Annotated in this window: 19 protein-coding genes and 2 pseudogenes; 11 read left to right on the forward strand and 10 right to left on the reverse strand. The window is 63.8% G+C overall.

The window, feature by feature from the left end:
- The 7 genes and pseudogenes from MIC97_RS16895 to MIC97_RS16925 all read right to left on the reverse strand — a co-directional run.
- Positions 1 to 1,138, reverse strand: a pseudogene (locus MIC97_RS16895) (RecQ family ATP-dependent DNA helicase); the annotation flags it as partial.
- A gap of 371 nt (positions 1,139 to 1,509) precedes the next feature.
- On the reverse strand, positions 1,510 to 1,986 hold the full coding sequence (locus tag MIC97_RS16900; protein WP_239801185.1) for a siderophore-interacting protein: 477 nt from the start codon (positions 1,984 to 1,986) through the stop codon (positions 1,510 to 1,512).
- The gene (locus MIC97_RS16905; RefSeq protein ID WP_239801186.1) at positions 1,937 to 2,662 is read right to left on the reverse strand and encodes a siderophore-interacting protein; all 726 of its coding nucleotides are present in this window, start codon (positions 2,660 to 2,662) and stop codon (positions 1,937 to 1,939) included. The genes MIC97_RS16900 and MIC97_RS16905 overlap by 50 nt, the downstream gene beginning before the upstream one ends.
- Positions 2,659 to 3,477, reverse strand: coding sequence for an ABC transporter ATP-binding protein (locus MIC97_RS16910; protein WP_239801459.1), 819 nt, complete (start codon positions 3,475 to 3,477; stop codon positions 2,659 to 2,661). The genes MIC97_RS16905 and MIC97_RS16910 overlap by 4 nt, the downstream gene beginning before the upstream one ends.
- Positions 3,474 to 3,926, reverse strand: a complete 453-nt coding sequence (locus MIC97_RS16915) for an iron ABC transporter permease (RefSeq protein WP_239801463.1) — start codon at positions 3,924 to 3,926, stop codon at positions 3,474 to 3,476. The genes MIC97_RS16910 and MIC97_RS16915 overlap by 4 nt, the downstream gene beginning before the upstream one ends.
- A gap of 88 nt (positions 3,927 to 4,014) precedes the next feature.
- Positions 4,015 to 4,551, reverse strand: a pseudogene (locus tag MIC97_RS16920) (iron chelate uptake ABC transporter family permease subunit); the annotation flags it as partial.
- Between the two features lie 67 nt (positions 4,552 to 4,618).
- The gene (locus MIC97_RS16925; RefSeq protein ID WP_239801187.1) at positions 4,619 to 4,846 is read right to left on the reverse strand and encodes a hypothetical protein; all 228 of its coding nucleotides are present in this window, start codon (positions 4,844 to 4,846) and stop codon (positions 4,619 to 4,621) included.
- 352 nt (positions 4,847 to 5,198) lie between these two features.
- Here MIC97_RS16925 and MIC97_RS16930 point away from each other — a divergent pair, with 352 nt between their 5' ends.
- The 7 genes from MIC97_RS16930 (at position 5,199) to MIC97_RS16960 (ending at position 13,984) form a co-directional block, all read left to right on the forward strand.
- On the forward strand, positions 5,199 to 5,339 hold the full coding sequence (locus MIC97_RS16930; RefSeq protein WP_239801188.1) for a hypothetical protein: 141 nt from the start codon (positions 5,199 to 5,201) through the stop codon (positions 5,337 to 5,339).
- A gap of 489 nt (positions 5,340 to 5,828) precedes the next feature.
- On the forward strand, positions 5,829 to 7,586 hold the full coding sequence (locus MIC97_RS16935) for a hypothetical protein (RefSeq protein ID WP_239801487.1): 1,758 nt from the start codon (positions 5,829 to 5,831) through the stop codon (positions 7,584 to 7,586).
- A 244-nt stretch (positions 7,587 to 7,830) separates the two neighbouring features.
- Positions 7,831 to 8,643 (forward strand): hypothetical protein, encoded by an 813-nt coding sequence (locus MIC97_RS16940; RefSeq protein ID WP_239801189.1) that lies wholly within the window; start codon positions 7,831 to 7,833, stop codon positions 8,641 to 8,643.
- A complete protein-coding gene (locus MIC97_RS16945; RefSeq protein WP_239801190.1) occupies positions 8,607 to 9,821 on the forward strand; it encodes a hypothetical protein in 1,215 nt (404 codons plus the stop codon). The genes MIC97_RS16940 and MIC97_RS16945 overlap by 37 nt, the downstream gene beginning before the upstream one ends.
- Before the next feature lie 323 nt (positions 9,822 to 10,144).
- A complete protein-coding gene (locus tag MIC97_RS16950) occupies positions 10,145 to 12,082 on the forward strand; it encodes a type I secretion system permease/ATPase (protein WP_345773564.1) in 1,938 nt (645 codons plus the stop codon).
- Entirely contained in the window at positions 12,079 to 13,419 is a 1,341-nt protein-coding gene (locus tag MIC97_RS16955) for an HlyD family type I secretion periplasmic adaptor subunit (RefSeq protein ID WP_239801192.1), read from the forward strand. Before MIC97_RS16950 ends, MIC97_RS16955 begins: the two co-directional genes overlap by 4 nt.
- Before the next feature lie 70 nt (positions 13,420 to 13,489).
- Positions 13,490 to 13,984, forward strand: coding sequence for a hypothetical protein (locus MIC97_RS16960; RefSeq protein WP_239801193.1), 495 nt, complete (start codon positions 13,490 to 13,492; stop codon positions 13,982 to 13,984).
- A gap of 341 nt (positions 13,985 to 14,325) precedes the next feature.
- Here MIC97_RS16960 and MIC97_RS16965 read toward each other — a convergent pair whose 3' ends face one another.
- Positions 14,326 to 15,144, reverse strand: a complete 819-nt coding sequence (locus MIC97_RS16965; RefSeq protein WP_239801194.1) for a response regulator transcription factor — start codon at positions 15,142 to 15,144, stop codon at positions 14,326 to 14,328.
- A gap of 586 nt (positions 15,145 to 15,730) precedes the next feature.
- On the opposite strand from MIC97_RS16965, the gene MIC97_RS16970 reads away from it, so the two are divergent.
- A complete protein-coding gene (locus tag MIC97_RS16970) occupies positions 15,731 to 16,456 on the forward strand; it encodes a Crp/Fnr family transcriptional regulator (protein WP_239801195.1) in 726 nt (241 codons plus the stop codon).
- A 26-nt stretch (positions 16,457 to 16,482) separates the two neighbouring features.
- On the opposite strand, the gene MIC97_RS16975 is transcribed toward MIC97_RS16970, so the two are convergent.
- Positions 16,483 to 17,097, reverse strand: a complete 615-nt coding sequence (locus tag MIC97_RS16975; RefSeq protein WP_239801196.1) for a response regulator transcription factor — start codon at positions 17,095 to 17,097, stop codon at positions 16,483 to 16,485.
- Between the two features lie 402 nt (positions 17,098 to 17,499).
- Positions 17,500 to 18,978, reverse strand: a complete 1,479-nt coding sequence (locus tag MIC97_RS16980) for an oligosaccharide flippase family protein (RefSeq protein WP_239801197.1) — start codon at positions 18,976 to 18,978, stop codon at positions 17,500 to 17,502.
- A gap of 262 nt (positions 18,979 to 19,240) precedes the next feature.
- Between MIC97_RS16980 and MIC97_RS16985 the strand changes: the two genes are divergently transcribed.
- The 3 genes from MIC97_RS16985 to MIC97_RS16995 are packed head-to-tail and all read left to right on the forward strand — an operon-like array spanning position 19,241 to position 22,700.
- Positions 19,241 to 20,506 carry an HAD-IIIA family hydrolase gene (locus MIC97_RS16985; protein ID WP_239801198.1) on the forward strand — a complete coding sequence of 422 codons (1,266 nt, stop codon included), beginning with the start codon at positions 19,241 to 19,243 and terminating at the stop codon, positions 20,504 to 20,506.
- Between the two features lie 2 nt (positions 20,507 to 20,508).
- Positions 20,509 to 21,714: an AGE family epimerase/isomerase gene (locus MIC97_RS16990; protein WP_239801199.1), complete on the forward strand. Its 1,206-nt coding sequence runs from the start codon at positions 20,509 to 20,511 to the stop codon at positions 21,712 to 21,714.
- A 53-nt stretch (positions 21,715 to 21,767) separates the two neighbouring features.
- Positions 21,768 to 22,700, forward strand: coding sequence for an NAD(P)-dependent oxidoreductase (locus MIC97_RS16995; RefSeq protein WP_239801200.1), 933 nt, complete (start codon positions 21,768 to 21,770; stop codon positions 22,698 to 22,700).
- Positions 22,701 to 22,811: the final 111 nt, after the last annotated feature.

A 22,811-nucleotide genomic window follows, 5' to 3' on the forward strand; every position in this document is an offset into this window, starting at 1 on the left:
GCAGCACCTGCCGCCGGCAGCCTGCCGTTTTCGGCCAGGCCCAGCAGCGCATCGAGCTTCTGGCGTTCCATGCGCTTGCGCTGCTCGGGCGCATCGGATTCCTCGATGAAACGGCTGCGCAGGGCGATATCGTCATGGCCGTAGAGCATGAGCGTGTCCGACGGCAGACCGTCGCGCCCGGCGCGACCGGTTTCCTGATAATAGGCTTCTATGCTGGATGGCAGATCGATATGGGCCACGAAGCGCACGTCCGGCTTGTCGATGCCCATGCCGAAGGCGATGGTGGCCACCATAACCACCGCTTCGCCATGCTGGAAACGCGTCTGGTTGGCCTCGCGCGCGGCCTTGTCCATGCCGGCATGATAGGCCAGCGCATCATAGCCCTGGTCCCGCAGCCATGCGGCGGTTTCCTCGGTCCTGCGCTTCGACAGACAGTAGACGATGCCGCTCTCGCCCTCGTGGCGACGAAGAAGAAAATCCTTAAGCTGGGCGCGCGGATTGTCCTTTTCCTCGATGGCGTAGCGGATGTTGGGCCGGTCGAAACCGGCAATGAAGGCGTCTGTCCCGGCAATGTTCAGGTGCGTCAGGATTTCGGCACGCGTCGGCTCATCGGCCGTCGCTGTCAGCGCCATGCGCGGCGTGTCGGCAAAGCGCTGCACGACCGCATCGAGCTGGCGATAGGAGGGGCGGAAATCATGCCCCCATTGCGAGAGGCAATGGGCCTCATCAATGGCAATCAGCGACAGCTTCACCCCGTCGAGCGGTCAAGAACGTCCGGCCGCAGCAGCGTTTCGGGCGCGACATACAGAAGGTCGAGCCCGCCGGTGCTGACGGACTGCCACAGCTCGCGCCTCTCATCCGGTCCGAGATCGGAATTGAGCGCGGCTGCCCGGACACCGGCCTGTCGGAGTGCGGCCACCTGATCGGCCATCAGCGCCAGCAGCGGCGAAACGACAAGCCCCAGACCCGGACGGGCGATCGCCGGAATCTGATAGCACAGCGACTTGCCGCCGCCTGTCGGCATCAGCACGAAGGCGTTGTTGCCCGCAATAACATGCTCCACGATCCGTGCTTGCGGACCCCGGAACGCGTCATAGCCGTAGACGGATTTGAGAATTTCGAGGGAGGAGGCAGCCATGTTCTTCTGTGCCGGAAATTAACGGATGGGATCGTTCATGCATATCGGTTCAGCCTGCAGTAGCACAATGCGTGGCCGGACGGACGTCTGCCAGGCACAGGTGCGGCACCCTGCCCCGCCCCGTGGTCGGGACAGGGGAGCCTATGGCTGTGGAACTCGGGAAAGGCAGCCGTCCGGCAATCATGTGTTCAGCCGCGTGGCTGGGTGGCAGCATGGATAACCATGCTGCCGGAACAACCGGGGAAATCAAAACGCTGTTTCCAACGACCGACCATGGCTGCCATATGCTCCCGCATGATGTTCTGGAAGCCATGCCCGCTACGGCATGTAGGAGAGCCTGTGCAATCGATGCAGACTTTCAGGCAGGAACCTCAGTCTCCCACCGCCAGGCCGAGACGTTTTCCGATCTTCGTGACCACAGTCGAGACGGCGTCCAGACGGCTGGCACCATCCTCGCTGATACCGCGCCGCCAATAGGAGGTGACGAGGTGCTGTTCCTTTCCAAGCTTGAGCACATTGCGCACATGGGAGCGTATGTCCCTGAAGGCGGAAAATTCGCAACCGGCCCAGACGAACACCCGCTCTTCACCAGCAGGCACTTCGACTGACCGCACCGCATCCGCAAGCAGCGTGGTCGTTCCCGCGGCCGCGCCGTTCCGGTGCAGCCATTTCAGTTCGAAGCGTTGCGGCAGAACGATATCCTGTTCCTCGGCGCGGTCCGCCACTTCGATCAGGGCCACGCCGCGGCTGTCGGGCGACAGGTTTTCAAGGGCACGCGCGATGGCAGGCAATGCGGTTTCATCGCCTGCCAGCAAATGCCAGTCGGCCTGCCGGATATCCCCGGCCACCCGGACCGACCATTCCGATCAGATCGCCCGGCTTGGCGGCGATCGCCCACGCCGAGCCCGGCCCTTCGTCGCCGTGCACGACCAGATCTATGTCCAGCGTTCCCGCTTGCGCATCCACGGAACGGATCGTGTATTTTCGCACCGACGGCTTGCCCGGGCCACCGGGCCAGCGGAAGCTGCCCTGCGCATCGAGAGCCGGCCACTCAGGCTCCACACCTGCCGGAGGCACCAGCAGCTTGCAGTGGATGTTGCCGAGCCCCGAAAACCGGAGCAGATTTTCACCTGCCAGGCGAATGCGCTGCATGTGCGGCGTGATGCGCCTGGTGCTGACCACCCGCATCAGCCGGAAATTGGGTGGCGCACCGCTTTCGCTTTCGTCCCCGGTCCAGACGATGTCGCTCGCCGAAACGCCGGTGAATTCCACGACATGCTCGGCCAGTTCCATCTTGATTTCCTGAAGCAGGCTTCTGTCTGCCGCTTCGGCGCGCAGATGCAGCGATCCTTCCTGCGGCGACAGCACGCCACGGCAGAAATCGAAATCCAGAACCGTCGCTTCTCCCTGCGATGATGCGCGCGCACCATGGCTTTCCAGATGCCCGGCGATGTCGGGAATGTGGCGGGCGGCATCGGCGATCGCGACCGTTGCCTCGGCCACCAGTGGAAAATGCCTGTTCATGCTGCGTCTCCGGCTGCCTGTCGCGCCGCAGCGCCATTATCCGTCAGATCCCTGATGTCGATGCGCAGCGAGCCGCTGGGAAGCGCCACGACATCGGCGACAACCCCATAGACATCCCGCAGCATAACGGGTGTAACGGCATCCGTGGGTCTGCCCTCCACGTAAAGGCCGCCGCCGCTCATCACCACCACCGTATCGGCCCACTCGGCCGCCAGCGCCAGATCGTGCAGCACGATGACGGCGGAGCGCCCCGAGCGGGTCAGTTCCCGCACCGTGCGCATGATGTGGAACTGGTGCCGCAAATCCAGCGCACTGGTCGGTTCGTCGAGCAGCAGCAGTTCAGGATCAGGTGCCAGCGCCTGTGCGAGCCCCGCCATCTGTCTTTGTCCGCCGGAAAGGCGATCAAGCGGCTCAAGCGCGAGATGAACAGCGTTCAGCCGTTCCAGAACCGCAACCGCCCTGCGACGCAGCAGCTTTTCATTTCCCGTCGGCGAGGCCACCTTGAGGGCCGTGACGATGGTTTCCAGAACACTCAGCCCCACTCCGGCCGGCAGCGACTGCGGCATGAAGCCGACATAAGCGGCACGCTGCTGGCGCGACATGGCAAGCAGGTTATGCCCGTTCAGCCACACCTTGCCGGAGGCCGGCAAAAGGCCGGCGATAGCTCGCAGCAGCGTTGACTTGCCGGCGCCGTTGGGTCCGACCAGCGCGGTGATCCCGCCTGCCTGTATGGGCGAGACGTGCAGGTCGCGGATGATCGCTCGGCGGCCGTAGCTCACCGTCAGCCCGCTGATGTGCAGGGACTTATCGCTCATGGGCGCCTGCGCCTCCGATGGATCAGGACGAAGAAGATCGGCAGACCGACCAGCGATGTGACGATGCCGACCGGCAGCAGCATGCCCGGCACCAGCGTCTTTGATGCGACGGAGGCGAGCGACATCACCAGCGCCCCGCTGCACAGGCTTGCCGGCAAAAGGAAGCGGTGGTCCTCGCCCACCATCAGGCGGGCGATATGGGGACCGACAAGGCCGATGAAACCGACGGTTCCGACAAAGGCGACAGCGGTGGCGGCAAGCAGGCTGACGCGCAGCAGAGAGAAGAACCGCAGGCGGCCAACGTCGATTCCGAAGCTTGCCGCGCGCTCTTCGCCAAGCCGAAGCGCCGTCATTTTCCACGACGATGCGAGCGAAAACGGGAACAGCAGCACCGTGACGATGCCCAGCACCGCCACCGTTTCCCAGCTGGCCGCGCCGAGATTGCCCATGCTCCAGAACACAAGCTGCTGGAGGTGCGTCGGCCGAAGCCATGAACTGCACCAGTGCCACCAGCGCATTGAAGGTGAAGACCAGCGCGATGCCGAACAGCACGAGCGTCTCGATGCCCCCGCCACCGCGCGCCAGATACTGGAGCAGCAACACCGAGCCGAGCGCGAAGACGAAGGCATTGCCGGCGATGATCATGTGCGGCGGAACGAAGGGAAGCCCGAGGCCGAGAATGATGGCAAGCGACGCGCCCAGCGATGCGGCGGAGGAAACACCCAATGTGAAAGGACTGGCCAGCGGATTGTCGAGAACAGTCTGCATCTCAGCGCCGGCCAGAGACAACGCCGCCCCCACCAGCACCGCCATCATGGCGATGGGCAGCCGCACGTTCCAGAAGATCACCTCCATGGCACGGGTGGTGTCGGGATGCCCGGTGACGACTTTCCAGAGCTCGCTCAGTCCCATGCCCGAAGGGCCGGTGGTCATGTCGAGCATGATCGCCAGAAGGGTCATGACCGCCATGAGTGCCACCAGAAACCCGCGTCGCCGCATGAGGCGGGCATGAACTTCCAGCACCTGCCTGCCGCCGTCGGTGCTGACGGGGTCCAGCGCGCCTGATGCGGTCATCGGATACCCCCGGCCACCGGCGCGCAGGATGTGGCCGGCACGCAGGAAAGAGACACGGGAATGCGGATCATGGAACAACCTTCCGGGCGCTGCCTGCTGCCTGTTTTACTCCGGGCAGGAACATGAGCGAACCTTCGGACGCAACCCGGATGTGGACGGCTGCAACCCTAACCATAGAGCCATCGCCTTCTGCAATGGCCAATTTTGCCCGGGCAGCGCTCGTTTCGTTTGCGGCCCGCCTGCTGAAACCGGCGAAAATGGCTTCGTGGCGGATTTGACGTCTTGAATGAATCATGAAGCCCATCCCGCGATCTATGCTCCAGCTTCAGCAACATCACATCCTGTTTCCCGCAAGGTCATGTGCCATGGCCATCGCTCATTCGGGCGTTCTCCGGCGGACAGCGTGATGTCGACTTTCAGCACTTTGAACCGTCATTTTGTTGCTGTTCGGCAACTGGGGGTGAAAAATGGAACAGACTGCGCGCGGCACGCAAAAACACTGAAGGGCAGCGGTGTGTGCCATGAACCCAACAAATCAAGCATTAAACCTGAGTTTCAGGAACAGGATTTATGCAAGGCCCTGAAACCACGCGGTCACTCGCCGTTGCGCCAGTTTGCCGGCTCCGTTAGGTCTGCCGGATCATTGTGTGTTTTCCGGCAAGGCTGGCGTGGAAAAGCTCGACCTCAAGCGATTGATGGCCGCCTTCGTGAAGATGCGGCCGTGCCTCGAAGCGGCGGCGCTCGCCCGCGTGCTCTCCGCCGCGGCCACGGCGGAGAATCTCGTTTAGGCTCGGAATGCATCGAAAAAACTGTTTTCAGTTTGTTCGGCAGAGTCATGGCCACCCATACAACCAGAGCTGAAACAGCCCGGATACTATCCGATACGCGTAGCCAAAGGGACGTAGCCCCCGTCTCTAATCCCATCCTCCCGGATGAGGGAATGCGCGCCCATTGCCTTATTGCGCATGGGATTACGACGCAGGTGCAACTGTTCAATGGAAGTTCCCGGCGCGACAGTCCAGACGCCGGACAAGCCAGAATTTCCGGAATGGGAACGAGGGTTCTTGATCAAGGGGGGGTCCCGCGTCTCCGGAAAGAAAGCTCCCGGCCAACAAGCAGTGCCCAAAACAGCAGTGCATTGTCCATCTTCGTGGGGGGATGCACACAGCAGACGACGGCCGTTTCGGTCGTCGAACCAGTGGAACCGTGCCGGCACCATATCGCCTGACAGATGACGGGTGATCGTGTCGCACGGTTCTTTAATCGAGGACACGATCATGGGTAACAATAACGGGCTTGGCGGGTTTGGCCTTTATCTTCCTGGCTGGCCGCTCGGCAATCAGGACCAGAGCCAGGATCAGGACCAGCATCAGGATCAGGGGCAGGACCAGCATCAGGACCAGGAATCCTGGCAGAACCAGGACCAGGAACAGTCCGCGCAGAATACGGCCAACAACGAGGCCAGCAACAATGCCGGTAACAATGCGGCCAACAACGCCGCCAATGCTGCCGGGAACGCCGCTCAAAACGGCGCATCGAACCAGGCCGGCAATGCGGCCAACAACGCAGCCAGCAATGCAGCGGCCAATGCGGCCGAGAATGCGGCCAGCAATGTGGCGGAGAATGTCGCCACCAACGCCACCAATGTCGCCACGAACGTTGCGACCTCGGTGTCGACATCCGTGAATGTCGGCCTTGACGGCATCATTCCCAGCGACAACGATTTCGCCGACGTCGATCTCTATGGCGGCGCCAGTGTGGATCAGCTCTTCATCAATCGCGACGGCGTGATCTCCTATGATCCCGGCGACGACGTGTCCTTCGAGGACATCCTCAACGGCTCGCTGAACGGGTCCGGCAACAATGCCTTCGTCTTCAATCAGGTCAACGATCTGGTCGACAACGACACGCTGAGCGACCCGCAGGTTCACAACAATAGCAACTTCCAGCAGCAGGGCAGCGCCACGGGCGGCTTCGCCAAGACCGGTGACGGCATTGATGCCGGTGGTGGCGGCGGCACCGGTGGAGGCGATGCCAATGCCGATGGCGGCTCCGGCGGACGCGGCTCGGCATATGGTTCCGACGCCTTCGGCGGCTTCGGCGGCCACACCAGCGCCAGCGCCGGCGACGGCAATGGCGCGGCCGGAGGCGACGGTGCGGCAGGCACCGGCCTCGGGCTCGGCCTCGGCGGCCTTGGCGCCGGCATTGGTGCCGGTGGCAGCGGCGGTACTGGCGGTGACGGCGGCGCAGGTGGTGGCGGCGGCGCCGGAGGTTCTGCCTATGGCGGTGCCGGAGGATCGGGCAGCGGCGGCCCCGGCGGATCGGGTGCCGGCGGGACTGGCGGCAGCGGCGGCATGGCCGGCGATGGCGGCGCGGGTGCGGCGGCAGCCGATGCAGCAGCGGCGGCGGCGCCCGGATTGATGGGTGCGGCGGCGGCTGATGCGGCAGCGGCGGCAGCAGCGGGTGGCACTGGCGGCACCGGTGGCACCGGCGGCGCTGGCGGCGTCGGCAATGGCGGCCTCGGCGGTGACGGCTTCGGCGGCTTCGGCGGCTCCGGCACCGGCGGCATGGGCGGCATGGGTGGCGCAGGCGGCACCGGCGGCGACGCCGATGGCGGCGGCGGCCTCGGCTTCGGCGCGGGTCAGGGCATCGGCCTCGGCCTTGGCGGTGGTCTCGGCGGCGCAGGCGGCGACGGCGGTGCGGGCCTCGGCGGATGGGCTCTGGCAGCCGGCGGTGACGGTGGCGCGGCCTGGGCAGGAGAAGTATCCGGCGGCAACGGCGGCTTCGGCGGCATGGGTGGCATAGCCACCACGGGTGCCGGCGGTGCAGGCGGCGCAGGCGGCGTGTGGGGCTCCAACAACGGCGATGACGGCTACGTCACCGGCTCCTCGCAGGCCTCTGCCAGCGCGCTCGTCGATACGAGTGCCTTCAACCAGCAGATCGTCATGGGCGCCAACGTCCTTGGCAATACGGTTGACATGACTGTGGTCGGCGGCGACCTGATCAGCACGCTGGTCGGGGAAGATGACGGATAAAAATGCCGTCCACGGGTCCGGCGCTCTCGCCCCCCAAGAGCGCCGGGTTCTGGAGCTGTGCATGGTCCCCGTGCACAGCTCCGCACTTTTCCCTTCATGCTCGCAGCGGGCAATTACGGGAGACGGGGGAAGCAGATCTGGAATGAAGCCCTGCGCCGCTCGCCAGAGCGGCAGGCCGGGGCATTGCAAGGGGCGGGCGGCCCTGACGAACGGTTCTGCTGGCAAGCCAGCGAGGTAGTGCACCATGCATATGGACTCGACCACCGAGATCATCGCCCATTTCATCGGAGTGTTTTCCCAGACAGTCGAGGACGTGCGGCTGCGGCTGGACTATGCGAAGTTCACCGCCCAGCGCGAAGCGCCGCCTGAAGCGGGGGAACTGCCCGACATAAAGCTCGCCATGACCAGTCCCTACACGCTGGGGCAGTTCGCGCCGAAGGTGACCTATTCGCCGCCGTCCTTCGACATCGTGCCGGCGAGCGTGACCACTTCGGTGCCCACCCATCAAATCCCCGTGCATATCCCGCCGGGCAACATGGCCGGCGTGGCCGGTCCCGCCCGCCAGCATGACGTGCCAGCAGCGGGTGAGAGGGTGATCCCCGAATATGAGCCGATCGGCTCTCTGGCGGTCTATCTGCGGCAGGAAGCACAGCTTGTCGACAACGACTATCTGTCGATCGGCAATCACGGGCTTGCGATGCAATCGGCAGGCGACCCCGTCGCAGCATTGGCGAAGCTGATGGAAGACGCTGCGCAGCTCCAGCCAGTCGCCGACATGGACGGCCTGCACTCGCAAGCTGGTGCTGGCGACTTCATCCAGCATGTGGCGGCTGCCGCCGATGCATTGCCCGACGCCGCGCCTGAAGGCGGCAGCCTGTTCGTGGCGCAGGGTGCGGCCACCGCCGGCATCCATGTCAACGGAGAAAGCCTCAACGAAGCACCGGTTCTGGAAGATTTTCTGCCGGTGAAATTCCGGCCCCCGCAGAAGACCCATCCGCGCAGACGCAGGACGATGCGCCGGTGCCCACCGGCGTCGACCATTCGCTCACTCCGATGATCGGGCTGGAGGCGGGAGGCAATCTTCTGGTGAACGAGGCGGTGCTGGTCAACAACTGGCATGGCGCCCCGGTGGTTGCCGCGGTCGGCGACTATATGCATGTCAACGCCATCAGCCAGACGAATGTCTGGAGCGATTGCGATGCGGTTTCAGATGCGCTGGGTGGCTGGCAGCGGCTGACGGATACGCCGACGCAGGCCTTCAATGTCGCGACGATCGAGACCATCGCCAACCCGGCCTATGGCGGGCAGGCCGACGAAGGGTCCGGCTTTCCCGCCTACTGGCAGGTTGCGCGGATCGACGGCGATCTGGTGATCGCCAACTGGATCAGGCAGATCAGCTTCGTGCAGGACAACGACGTCACGGTCATGGCGGCCTGCGGCGGCGGCACCACCATCACGCTCGGCGACAACACGGCCGTCAACATCGCGTCCGTGGCTGAGCTCGGCAATTATTATGATTTCATCATCGTCGGCGGCAGCGTCTATCACGGCAACATCATCAGCCAGACAAACATCCTGCTCGACGACGATCTCGTCGGCACGGTCGGCGACTTCCAGACTGCGGGTGAAGCGTCGCTGTCGACGGGCGGCAATCTGTTGTGGAACCAGGCGTCGATCACCCAGTTCGGGACGATGAGCTTCGGGGGGCTTCCGCCGTCCTTCCGGGAGGCCGCGGACAAGCTCGCCTCCGGCCCCGCCGACGCGCCGGCCGATCTGCTCCGGCACGAAGCCTTCAGCGGCGTGGGCGGGCTGAAGGTGCTCTATGTTTCCGGCAATGTGGTCGACCTTAACTACATCAGCCAGACCAACATCCTCGGCGATGCCGATCAGGTGGCGCTGGCCATGGATCAGGCAGGCGCATATGCCGATGCCGACTGGACCATCTCGACCGGCACCAACGCACTCGTCAACCATGCCCACATCGTCGACGGCGGCGTCGATTCCACGGTCTATGCCGGCGGCAGTGTGTATTCGGACGAATTGCTCATCCAGGCCGAGCTGATCTCGCACGACAGCGGACTTTACACGCAGGACACCAATGCGCTGGTCAGCGAGGCCGTGGTGTTCCTGAGCGACGACCTGCTGGCGCCCGACACCGGTGATGGCGCAACGGCCCATGACGGCGGGGTACCGGACATCGGGTCCGCCGATCTGATGCAGACCATGCTGAGTTGATACGAGCCATACGACCAGTGCGGACGGGAGGGGGCGGGAGCGTCTTCATGGAGAGGTTTCAGGCAAATGCGGCACCTGTGGCCGCACCAGGCAACACGACATTTCGCGAGCCCGACCCCGAGTCGCTGATACGGGTGCTGGCGGCGCTCGAAAGGGAGATCGAACTCTCCCTCGAGGATGCCGTGTCAGAGCACCGGCGCACGAACGAGCAGGCGGATCGTGAGGCCGCGTCCGAAAGGATGCGCGACGATCCCGCCCCGGAGACCACGATGCGACAATCGCAGGATTGCGGACCCGAACCGGCCAGACCGGGCGCCACGGTCATGCTGGAAGGCGCCAGCGGCCCGATAGAGGCGCGGCCGCAGCCGAAGGTTCAGAGCGCCGGACAGCCGCCGCCCGCACCCGGTCGCTATGCCGTTGCCGATGACCGGGGCACAGGTGGCAGGGAGAGCAAAAGCGGAACCTTCCACCGCCGCCTCGGGCCAGTGGACCTGTCGAAAAGCCTCAGCGCCGGGTTGGGCGCGGTGCGCAGGAACCTCCTGATGGTGTTCCTGTTCACCAATGTCAGCAACATTCTGGTGCTGGCCATTCCCGTCTATCTCTTCCAGATCTCGGACCGGGTGCTGACCAGCCGCTCGACCGACACGCTGGTCATGCTCACCATCGTCATCGTCGGGGCCGTGCTGTTGCAGGCCACCTTCGACGCCATCCGCCGCTTCATCCTCATGCGCACCGCCGTCGAGGTTGCCGCACAGCTCGGCGCGCCGATCCTGAGCGCTGCCGCCCGCGCCTCGCTGCATGGGTCGGGGCGCGAATACCAGACGCTTGGCGATCTCCAGCAATTGCGCTCCTTCCTCGTATCCGGAACCTTGCTGTCCTTCCTCGACATTCCTTTCGCACCGCTGTTCATACTGGCCGTCTATCTGGTGCATCCGCATCTGGGCAGCATCATCATCCTGTCCGGCGTGCTTTTGCTGATCGTCGCCTTCGTCAACCAGCGCATGACCGCCGCTCCGTTCGGCGAGGCCAATGTCTACCAGAGCCGCGCCAACCTGCATCTCGATTCCATGGCCCGCAATTCGCAGATCATCAACGCGCTGGCGATGATCCCCGAGGCGGTGAAGATCTGGGGGCAGGATACGGCCGGATCGCTGAAGGCGCAGGTGAAGGCGCAGGACCGCAACATCGTCTCGGCCGCCACCTCGCGCGCCATCCGCCTGCTGACGCAGGTGGCGCTGCTGGGCTGGGGCGCATTCCTGGCCATCGAGGGCGAGATCACCGGCGGCATGGTGATTGCCGCCTCCATCATCGCCGGCCGCGCTCTCGCTCCGATCGAAGGCTCGATCGAAGGCTGGAACCAGTTCATCCTGTCGCGCGGCGCCTACAGCCGCATCAGCGCGCTGCTGCGTTCCTCGCCGCTCAACCTCGAACGGCTGGTGCTGCCCAATCCGGAAGGCCGGCTCGACGTGGAGCGCGTGCTCTATGTGCCGATGGGCACCAAGCGCGTGGTGCTGAACGGCATCAATTTTTCGCTTCAGCCGGGCGACTCGCTTGCCGTGATCGGCAATTCGGGCGCGGGCAAGACAACGCTCGGCAAGATGCTGGTCGGCTCCATCCTGCCGACATCGGGCGCCGTTCGCCTCGACCTCATGGATCTGCGCAACTGGGACCAGCGCCAGTTCGGCGACAATATCGGCTATCTGCCGCAGGACGTGCAGCTCTTCCCAGGCTCGATCAAGGCCAACATAGCGCGCATGCGCGACGATGTGGACGACGCCGAAATCTACCGGGCCGCCGTGCTTGCCGACGTGCACGAGATGATCGCCACCTTCCCGCAGGGTTATGAAACGCAGGTGGCGGCCGACGGCTCGCCCCTGTCGGGCGGGCAGAAGCAGCGCATTGCCCTTGCCCGTGCCTTCTTCGGCGATCCGCGCATGATCGTGCTCGACGAGCCGAATTCCAATCTCGATGCGGCCGGCGATGCCGCACTTGCACGCGCGCTGCGCCACGCCAAGGAAAACCGCATCACGGTGATCGTCATCACCCAGCGACCGGCGCTGCTGCGCCATGTCGACAAGATCCTGCTGATGACCAACGGCACCATCTCCATGTTCGGCCGGCGCGACGAGGTGTTGCGCGCGCTTGCGGCCCATACCGCCGGCCATTTGCCCGACAGTCCGTTCGGCGAGCATCTTCCCCGGCCGGGCGCGATGCAGCCCAATGCAGCGCCGGCCAATATGACCAGAGCAGGTGCAGCATGAGTACGGATATCGCCAAACTCCAGGATCTCACCTGGTATGCCGGGGTTCCCCGTTCCATCAGGAAGCAAAGCATCGCCGGCGTCGTGCTGCTCGTGGCGTGCTTTGGCGGCTTCGGCCTGTGGGCCACCTTCGCGCCGCTTGCCGCTGCCGTCATCGCGCAGGGCAGCTTCGTGGCCACCGGCCAGAACAAGATCGTGCAGCATCTGGAAGGGGGCGTTATCAGGGAAATCCTCGTTTCCGAGGGCGACCATGTGAAGGAGGGGCAACCGCTGGTGCAACTGGACGAGACCTCGGCGCTGGCCAACGAGCGCCAGCTTTTCCTGCGCCGTGCGCGGCTCGATGCCATCGTCGCGCGGCTTACCGCGCAATCCGAGGGGCAGAAAAGCATCGCCTTTCCGGCTGAGCTGACCAGCAACGCCATCGATCCCGAGATTGCGGAAATCCTGGCCAGCCAGCGGCTCAATTTCGAGGCCTCGCAGCGCAAGTTCACCGGCGAGATCGAGCTTCTGAACAACAACATCGCCGCCCTCGAATTCCGTGTCGGCGGCTATGAGGCGCAACATGCGGCGCTGTCGCAGCAGATCGGCTTCCTCAGGGAGGAATATGCCGGCAAGCGCAAGCTCTATGAGCAGGGACTGCTGCGCAAGCCCGAGATTTCGGCGATCCAGCGCGTCATGGCCGAAGCGGACGGCCAGAGCGGACGGCTGGCGGCGGAAATCGACGAGACGCGATCCCAGATGGCGCGCTACCGCCAGCAGAAGAACCAGACGCTCGCCGCATACCGGCAGGCGGCGCTCGACGAAATGCAGAGCGTCGAGGCCGAGCTCGACTCGGTGCGCGAGCAGTCACGCGCGGCCACGAACGTGCTGCGACGGGCGACCATCAACGCGCCGGTCAGCGGAACCGTGGTCCGGCTCTACTACCATACGGCGGGCGGCGTCATCGAAAGCGGCAAGAGCATTGCGGAAATCCTGCCGTCCGATGTTCCGCTGATCATCGAGGCGCAGATACCGCGCACCAAGATCGATGCCATCCGCACCGGACAGGAGGCGACGGTGCGGCTGACGGCGCTGAACCAGCGCACGACGCCGGTGCTGACCGGAACGGTCTATTACGTCTCGGCCGATGCGCTGCGCGAGCAATCGGTGCAGGAAGTGCGCGAGATCTATCTGGCCCGCGTGCGCCTGTCGTCCAGCGAGCTGGCGCGGGTGCATGGCTTCCTGCCGACGCCCGGAATGCCGGCCGAAGTGCTGATCCAGACGGCGGAACGCACCTTCTTCGACTATCTGTCGAAACCGATCCGCGACAGCATGAACCGTGCCTTCCGGGAAGATTAGACGATAAATAGACGCCGGGCGGTCCGGATGATAGGATCGCTGCGGTCTTGGGCAAGCAGGCAGCCTCGCGATGAACCGACCGGCGCCGCCTTTCAGGGATGTGCTGACCCTTCTGGGTCAGCTCAACTACACCTGGACCAACACCGAAAGCCTTCTCATCCACCTGATCGCCGGGCTCGCCGGAGTGGATAAGGAAACGGCCACCATCATCTTCCTGACGCTCAACACCACGCGCGCGCGCGTCGATCTGGTCGAGCGGCTGGCCAAGATGGCGCGCACGCCGCCGCCCGTTCGCAAGGACGTGCTCGACGTCACCCGCAAGATGATGGCCGAAGCCAAGCTGCGCAACAAATACAATCACTGCATCTATTCGTTCGACGACACGGGCGACAACGTCTCCACCCTGCTGATGCGGGTTTCCGAAACCGCAGACCAGCTCAGATACGGCAAGATGGACGCCATCGACGCCGACGAGATCGCCAACATCACCCGCTCGATCGGCAGGCTTGCGCAAACCAACCGCGACATCTGGGCCCTGGCCCGCCGCCACCGTTTTCCGCTCTGAAAAGGCTGACGGAGCCGGCCGGAACGTTCCGGTCGGGAACGCCGTCCCGGCTGCTGCGGATGCCGTTGGAATGTTCACTTCCAACGGCAAAGCCATCCCGGCATTGGTGATGTTCCGGGCGGAGGCGCCACGGACAAAGCGGATGGGCAGTTCCTGACTGCATTCGCGACTGCGCGTCGCAATCCGCTGCTGAAACGTCCGGCGAAACAGCTCAGGGGCACTATCATATACCCCAAAATCTGGTCGCTGCCTCAATTGCGAGCAGGCTGCTTTTTCAACCGCCCGCACAGCCACTCAAAATCGCCTGTCGTGGAATTACCCGGAGGCGACTGATGCGGTTTCTAGCGCGGATGCGTCGCGTGCGATCCGCCTGCCTGCGCATAACCGGGAAACATGTGATTGATCTTGAAGGCAACTTCGGTGCGATTGGTCGCCTTGAGCTTGCGCATGATGTTGCGGATGTGGACCTTGACGGTGCTTTCCCGCAGGTTGAGTTCGTAGGCAATGATCTTGTTGGCCTTGCCCCGGCGCAGCGCCTCCACCACCTCGGCCTGGCGCAGCGTGAACATACCCGACAGCGGCTGCGTTTCCGGCCGGGATTCCACCAGCCGCCGCATGGCAATCACACTGCTGGCGGGAACGAAGACGCCGCCTGCCATGGCCAGCCCGATTGCCTCTATGCAGACACCTATGCCAACCGAGGTTGGAATAAAGCCCCTGACGCCATATTCGAGAGCCTGCAGAATTTGCGGCAACTCATCCGTATCGGCCAGAACAATCAGAGGAATCTTTCCAAATTCGGCAGAAAGGCGCCGGATTTCATCCTCCACCTGCGCATCGCCGACACGTCTTCCCCCAAGATTGAGCAGAATTGCGCAAACAGGGGGAACCTCGTCGCGCCGGGCCGTGTACTCCTCGATCCTGCCGACAGCCAGCACCTCCAGTCCCACGCCCCGCGCAATGAGGCTCTGGGCAAAGCATTCCCGCTCAAGGGCACGATTGTCGATGATGACGAGCGTTCGATCAGGCTGGCCCGTGTCCTCTACTCCTCCGGGGGGCTCGGTGCCGGGGTCATGTATGCGATAGAGAGAAATGGGAGAATTGACTGGCGTTTCAGAGATCGATGCTTTTGTGAAATTGAAAGCGATACCCGTACTCATAGGTTTAATCCCCTTTGAACTTTAGGTTCTGACATCGGCTCTGAGTGGTAGTCGCGACGTTGAAACCCCAGCCGTGGTGACATCATGGCCGGGCAATCCCCCCCGAAGCCGAATGCAACCTTAGCGTTTTTCTTGGACCATAAAATTAACCCAGATTAACTGAACGTTAATCAAGCTAAATCCGGGAGTACATCTTATGGGGGAGCGAGATTATCCGTCTCAGGAACAGAAGGAGCAGCCGAACCAACCGGGCGCCGGGATATGAAATTCCTGCACGATCTGCATGCACGCCATTTCCCACTCCAATGGCGTTCCCCTGGCACGAAGAGGTTTCCTCCTGCGGAACATGTATGTTGCGCTGCAGTACTACTGGCCAGTTTTACGGCATTGGATCGAAACAAAACTGCTCCGATAAAGAAGTAGGACGCAGCTCCCACAAACGAGGGACTTTTTTATTTATTGATTTAAGTTAACCTGAGACAACCTTTGGTAGCCTTTCAGAGTACCATCGGATGAAAACCGCCGTTCAGAAGCAACCTCTTGCAGTTCGAAATTTAGGAGGAAAGACAACAAGAAGGGGGATCGGATGGATGAAACGCGCGATGCTCTTACCCGAAAATTGCAGGCATTCAAAGGGCTGGGGCCCGAAGACCTGATCATGCTGCGGGAGTTGCAGAGGCAGCGCTCGCTGATAGAGGCTGGCAGGGAAGTCGTATACGAGGGGCAGTATCCGCATTCAGCCTATATATTGCGCGAAGGCTGGGCATGTTCCTACAAGCAGCTGCGTGACGGCAGCCGGCAAATCATCGACATACAGATAGCCGGTGATTTCCTCGGGCTTCGCAGCCTGCTGCTCCGCAGTTCGGACCATAGCTTTCTTACCATTACCGATGTCGAGGTGGCGCGGCTCGACAGGCAGCGAATGCTGGATGTATTCCGTCGCACGCCGAGGCTTGCGGTGGGGCTGATGTGGGCGGCGTCCCGCGACGAGGCCATGGTGGTGGAGCATCTGGTCAGTATTGGACGGCGCGACGCTTTCGAGCGAACGGCGCATTTTCTGCTGGAACTCGGCGAGCGCCTCAAGCTGGTCGGCATCGGCGACGGCTGCACCTATCCGTGCCCTATTTCCCAGTCCATTCTGGCCGATGCGCTTGGCATGACCGCGATCCACATCAACCGGGTGCTGCGTCAGCTGCGTGAAGCGAGGATCGTCGTGTTTCGCGATGGCGTGGTGGAATTTCAGGATATCAAGCGCGCTGCTGATATAACCGGCTTCGAGATTGCCTATCTCGATCAGGCGCCCGTGCACTGAAGTTCCGTACCCGTGAGCCGGGGTGGTTATCTCCGGATACGGAACATCCCGTCTGCCCGCAAATTCATACCCTTGCGGAAGCAGGCCGCAGCTTCAGAGCGGTTGCGGACCCCAAGCTTGCCGATGATGTTGTGGAGATGGACCTTGACCGTGTGTTCGGACAGGGAAAATTCGGCCGCAATCGTCCTGTTTTGCAGGCCGCGCGCGACCATCTCGAGAATCTGAAGTTCCCGCGCCGTCAGCGTCGCCAGATCATCGTCATCAGCAATGGGATAGGGCGGACTGATCATGCCCGGAACCGGGGATGATGCCGCTTCCCCCGCAATCTGGCTGAAAAGCATCCGGGCCGGGAAATATTCCCCTCCATGCAGAAGCAGGCGGACGACCGAGAGCCAGACATCGAGCTTCAGGCTCATGGGCAATACGCCCCGCACCAGCCGCGAACCCAGCACATCCTTCAGGCGAAACGACGGTTCACGATCACCCTGCTCGATCACGGCGGCGCTCGCGAGCGGATGAATGCGCAGTATTTCAGATGAAATTGCCTCGACCGCAGGCAGAACATGCGCTTCACACAGGATCAGCGCCAGCGGTTCATCAAAGCGCTCACAGGCTGCAGAGATGTCGGGGCGCTGCTCCACGACGATCCATGGGAGCTCCAGCTCGACCGCCCTGATCAGGCTTGTCGAGACGAGACCCGGCATAGCGACCATGAGCATGACCCTGCGCGCCGGGGCAGCCTCGCCCGGCTGGCCGGCAGCAGCGGGTCCCGCACCCGTATGGATCGGATCGCTCAACACAGTCCCTCCCCTGCCCCGCTCGACAAGACCCCGCAGCACGACGAACCGAAATCCGCCGGCCTCAGACGATAACCGCAGATGCAAAGTGCTGCGACGCAGCAATAGGCGGCAGTGCCAATCATTCAGGAGAGAGGCGCGCGCCCGTCAGGTCGTCGGACCTGAGTCTTTGGGAGGCCGCGGCGTGGTGCGCCCATCCTTATGGATGAAACGCCGCGAAGCCGGGAAACCGCTCCGATCGTCCTCTCAGGATGTCCCACCGCGAAGCGAATGCAGCTTCATGGTCAGGCTTTTCGGCATGACCAGCGACAGGGCATGCACGAACTCGCTTCTGGCGATCAGGGCCAGCGATCCCGCATAGACCGCCGCGCCGAGCGTCACCAGTATCGCCAGCGACAGCACCGGTGCGAAGCCGGCGGGCAGCATTGCGCGAACCAACAGAACAGCCACCAGCATGGCGAGGCCGGCTTCGCCCGGAGCGCGCATGATGGCGAGATGCTGGCTCCTGCCGACCCCCGTCATCTTTCCCGCCGCGATGAAAGCCAGAGGGCTGAGCAGCACCGCCCTCAGCAGCATGGCGCAGGCAATGGTGAAAATGCCGAAGGACGCAGCCGCCACGATCGCCGCCATGTTGGCGGTGGTATGCACCACCTGTATGCGGAACCACATGTCGGGCCGCCCGCCACCCTGAACCACGGATCGCTGCACGCCGCTGATCGCCCCCAGAATTCCCATGAACACGAAGGCATACATCACCGGTGCCGCATCGAGCCATTTTTCGCCGAACAGCACGCGGATGGCGAGGTCGCCCACCGCCAGCAGGCCCAGATTCATGGGAACGGCCATGATCATGGCCAGTGACAGCGTCTGCACATAGGCGGAACGCAGCCGTTCGACATTGCCCTGAATGGAGGCGATCAGCGGCATGGTGACGCTGACCGAGGGTCCGATGATGGCGTCCATCATGAGATCGTTCAGCCGCCGGCCGATCGAATAGAGGCCGAGCGCGTGCGGCCCCAGAAGCGAACCGATGATGCCCCGGTCGATCTGCGAATTGGCGACATCGAGCCCCTGCTGCCCGCACATGACCAGCAGGGTCGAGCGCGCGGCTCCGATGGCGCGCGGCGACACCCGCCACAGCGGCGTCCAGCCGGCGCAGTACCAGTTCAGGACACAGGTGATGCAATGATAGATAAAGGCCGTCATCACAGCGCTCAGAGCGCCATAGCCCTGGAGCGCCATGGCCACGGTAACCGGAGCGAGCGCCAGCGAGAGCACGCCCGTCTGCATACCTATGCGGGCGAAGTCGCGCCTGACCACGCGGATCGCGCCCGGAATGCCGCCGATGCCGTTGGCGAGTATGGAGCCGGCAACGACCCACATCAGCGTTTCGAACTCGGGCGTCCCGAGAATACGGGCGACGGGTGCGGCGGCCAGCGCACAGCCGCCGGCGACGACGACGGACAGGCCGAGGCTCATCCAGAACAGCGCCGATATTGTGTCCCGGCCAAGGTCCTGCCGCACGATCAGCGTCTCGCGGAAGGCCGCCGTCGTCACCAGCGTGCCAATGAAGAAGACGACCGTCGAAAGCGTCATCAGTCCGAACTGGTAGATTTCTAGGATGCGGGCGAGGAAGACGGCGAGCAGGAAGGCCGTCACCATGTTGACCACCTGCGAGCCCACCAGCCAATAGGCGCCCAGCCTCGCCTGCTGCTTCAGCACCATTGCGGCTTTCCCCCGTCGCTGTCGTCATGCCGGAACGCGCCCGATCGAACCTGTTGACCGGGCTATCCGGAGCGGGGCCAGCATGCTGCCAGCACCGGCGCGATGGCAAGCGATCAGCCGAGGTAGCAAGTCAACAGCTTGGCGAGGGGGCCTACCCCTTATTGTCGCGTTGATGGTTCACGCAGAGGCGCGGAAGCTGATTGCACAGATCAGCAGGCCGACCGCGCAACAAGCTGCCGGCAAACCACGGGGGGTACGTGGCATGGCTGTCAGGCAGGCAGTCTTCCTCGTCGGGGGCAAGGGAACGCGTCTCGGCAAACTGACGGCAACCACGCCGAAGCCGTTGCTTCCGATCGCCCCCGACATGCTGTTGCTGGACCTGCTCATCGAGGAGGCGGCGCGCCATGGCTTTACAGACATCGTGCTGCTGGCCGGCCATCTGGGCGACAGCGTCCAACGCCTCTATCATGGCCGGCAGATCAGGGGCGCGGTGATCCGCGTCATCCGCGAACCGGAACCCGCCGGAACCGGCGGCGCGCTTCGCCATGCCGCCGGCATGCTCGATCCGTGGTTCCTGCTGGCGAACGGCGATTCCTGGTTCGACATCAACCTGCGCGCACTGGCGGTCGCCCCGCCGCGCGACAGGCTGGCGCGGATTGCCCTGCGCAGCATGGAGGACATGGGCCGCTACGGTTCGGTCGAGCTCCATGGCCGACGCATCACCGCCTTCACCGAGAAGAAAGCCGCAACAGGACCGGGTCTCATCAATGGCGGGCTCTACCTGCTCAACCGCGCGGTTCTCGACCATATTGCCGGCCCCTGCTCGATCGAGCAGGACGTCTTTCCCGAGCTTGTGCGGCAAGGGGCCGTCGATGGCCGGGTCTTCGACGGCTATTTCCTCGATATCGGCCTGCCGGAAACGCTGGCGCAGGCCCGGCGCGAACTGCCTTTCAGGCTGGCGCGGCCCGCCGCCTTCCTCGACCGTGACGGCGTGCTCAACACCGATCGCGGCTACACCCACCGGCCCGAACAGCTCCAGTGGATCGACGGCGCGCGCGAAGCGGTGCTCACCCTCAACGAGGCGGGCTATCTGGTGTTCGTGGTCACCAATCAGGCCGGCGTCGCCCATGGTTTCTACCACGAGGCGGACGTGCATGCCTTCCATGCGCGGATGCAGACCGAGCTTGCCGATATCGGCGCCCATATCGACGCCTTCTACCATTGCCCCTTCCATCCGGATGCAACGATCCGCCGGTACAGGCACCCCTCGCATCCCGACCGCAAGCCCAATCCGGGCATGCTGCTCAAAGCGCGGCGCGAATGGCGCATACGCGACCGGGGCAGCTTTCTCACAGGCGACCGCGACAGCGACATCGAGGCTGCGAACCGGGCGGGCATACCGGGCATGCTGTTCGACGGCGGCAATCTGCTCGCCACCGTGCGGCAGGCGCTGGCCGCCGTGCGGCAGGTCGCTGGCCCGCCGCCGAACCCGATTTTCACTGAAACTCCAGCCATGCAGGCAGGTTGACCATGCCCTACCTCACAGCCGCGCGCCAGAAAGTCAGCATCGATCACGGATGGCAGGCTGACACCGCCATTCAACGGGCCAGTCGGTGGATGCTCGATTGCGCCATTCCGCTGTGGGCTGCAAACGGGGTCGACTGGACGCGGGGCGGCTATGTCGAGCAGATGGCCTTCGACGGGTCGGCGCGGCCGGTCGATTTCAAGCGCACCCGCGTCATCGGCCGGCAGATCTATGTCTTCAGCCATGCGGCCCTGCTTGGCCAGAAAGACGCGCTCGACTGCGCGCGGTTCGGCTACGAGTTCCTTACCCGCAACGCATGGCTCGGGCCGGACGGCGGCTGGGCGCGGCTGCTCACCCCCGACGGGCGCGTGAAGGATGCGACGCCCGACCTCTACGACCTCGCCTTCACCCTCTACGCCTTCGGCTGGTACGGACGCGCTTCCGGGGACGATGCCGCCCGCTTGTGGGCGCTGAGCACGCTCGACTTCATCGAAGCGCATATGCGCCACCCCGGCGGTCAGGGCTTTCTGGTGGAAAAGCCTGCCTCTGGCGCACGGCTCCAGAACCCGCACATGCATCTGCTGGAGGCCGCGCTGGTCAATCTCGAAGCCGGTGGCGGCGAGCGCTTCCGCCGCCTTGCCGACGAGATCGTCGATCTCTTCGCAACGCGCTTCTTCGACCCGCGCACCTCGACGCTCGGCGAGCAGTTCGACGAGCGCTGGAACCGGCTTCGTATTGCCGGGGGACGTGCCATCGAGCCCGGTCACCAGTTCGAATGGGCCTGGATACTGGCGCGCTACCAGCACCTCACCGGCCGCGACATGCGGCCCTTCGTGGAAGGGCTGACATGGTTCGCCGAAACCCACGGCGTCGAGCATGACGACTGGCTGACGCTGAGCGCCGTGCGCGACGACGGCGTCGTCATCGACGCCGGCTCGCGCGTATGGCCCAACACCGAGCGCATTCAGGCGGCAGTGGCCATGTTCGAACTGTTCGGCATCGATCCGCGCCCCGTATTCGCCAGCAGCACGCGCGTCCTGTTCGACCATTTCCTCGATCAGGGACTGCCCGGAACGTGGATGGACAGGATCGACGCGGAGCGGCGGCCGGTAACGGACCATGTGCCCGCCTCCACCCTCTACCACCTGATGATCGCCTTCGCGGAAATGCTCAGGATCGCGCCGCAGGTGGACGACGCCTTTGCCGGATGAAGGACAGCACCGGCCGGAAGCTTTTTCCTTCTAACGCTTTATCGGGGATGACGATGCACATACTGGTCACTGGCGGGGCGGGCTATATCGGCTCGGTTCTGGTTCCCACGCTGCTTGAACACGGCCACGGCGTCACCGTGCTGGATACTTTCGAGCGCGGCACCACGGAGCTTGCGCCCTGCTGCCGCTATGCGGGCTTCGCGCCGGTTCGCGGCGATGCACGCGACGAGCGCCTTCTGGACGATCTGGTGCCGAGGGCCGATGCCGTCATCCCGCTTGCGGCTCTTGTCGGCGCCCCGCTGTGCAAGCAGGACCCGATTACCGCCACGACGCTCAACCGGGATGCAGTGGTGGCGCTGACGAAACGTACCTCGCCGGCGCAGATGATCGTCTACCCAACCACCAATTCCGGCTATGGCATTGGCGAACAGGGCATTTTCTGCACCGAGGAGACGCCGCTCAACCCGATCTCGCTCTACGGAACCACCAAGGTGGAGGCCGAGGCGGCCGTGCTGGAAAACGCGCGAGGCGTCACGCTGCGGCTGGCGACGGTGTTCGGCATGTCGCCGCGCATGCGCATCGACCTCCTGGTCAACGACTTCACATGGCGGGCCGTGACCGACCGCGCCGTCGTCATCTTCGAGGGCCATTTCAAGCGCAACTACATCCATGTGCGCGACGTGGTGAAGGGGTTCGAGCACGCGCTGGCCAATTTCGACGCCATGCGCGGCCAGCCCTACAATCTGGGCCTGTCCAGCGCCAACCTCTCCAAGCTGGAGCTGTGCGAGCGCATAAGGGCGCATGTGCCGCAATTCGCCTATCTGGAAGCTCCCATCGGCGAGGACCCGGACAAGCGCGACTACATCGTTTCCAACGAGAAGCTGGAGCGCACCGGCTGGATGCCGGACTGGAGCCTCGACGACGGCATCGGGGAACTCATCCGCGGCTACAGGATGATCCGCAACTCGCGCTACGCGAATGTGTAGGCGCCATTCCGCAAGAAGGTGCGGCGCATACGCCCGAAGGCCGGATGCTCCCCCGAAAAGGGTAGCCCGACCGCCGAACGCCCGGTTTGCGCAGCAGAACACCTCTGGAAA

The organism is Aquamicrobium sp. NLF2-7, from assembly GCF_022359935.1.
Taxonomy (GTDB): domain Bacteria; phylum Pseudomonadota; class Alphaproteobacteria; order Rhizobiales; family Rhizobiaceae; genus Mesorhizobium; species Mesorhizobium lusatiense.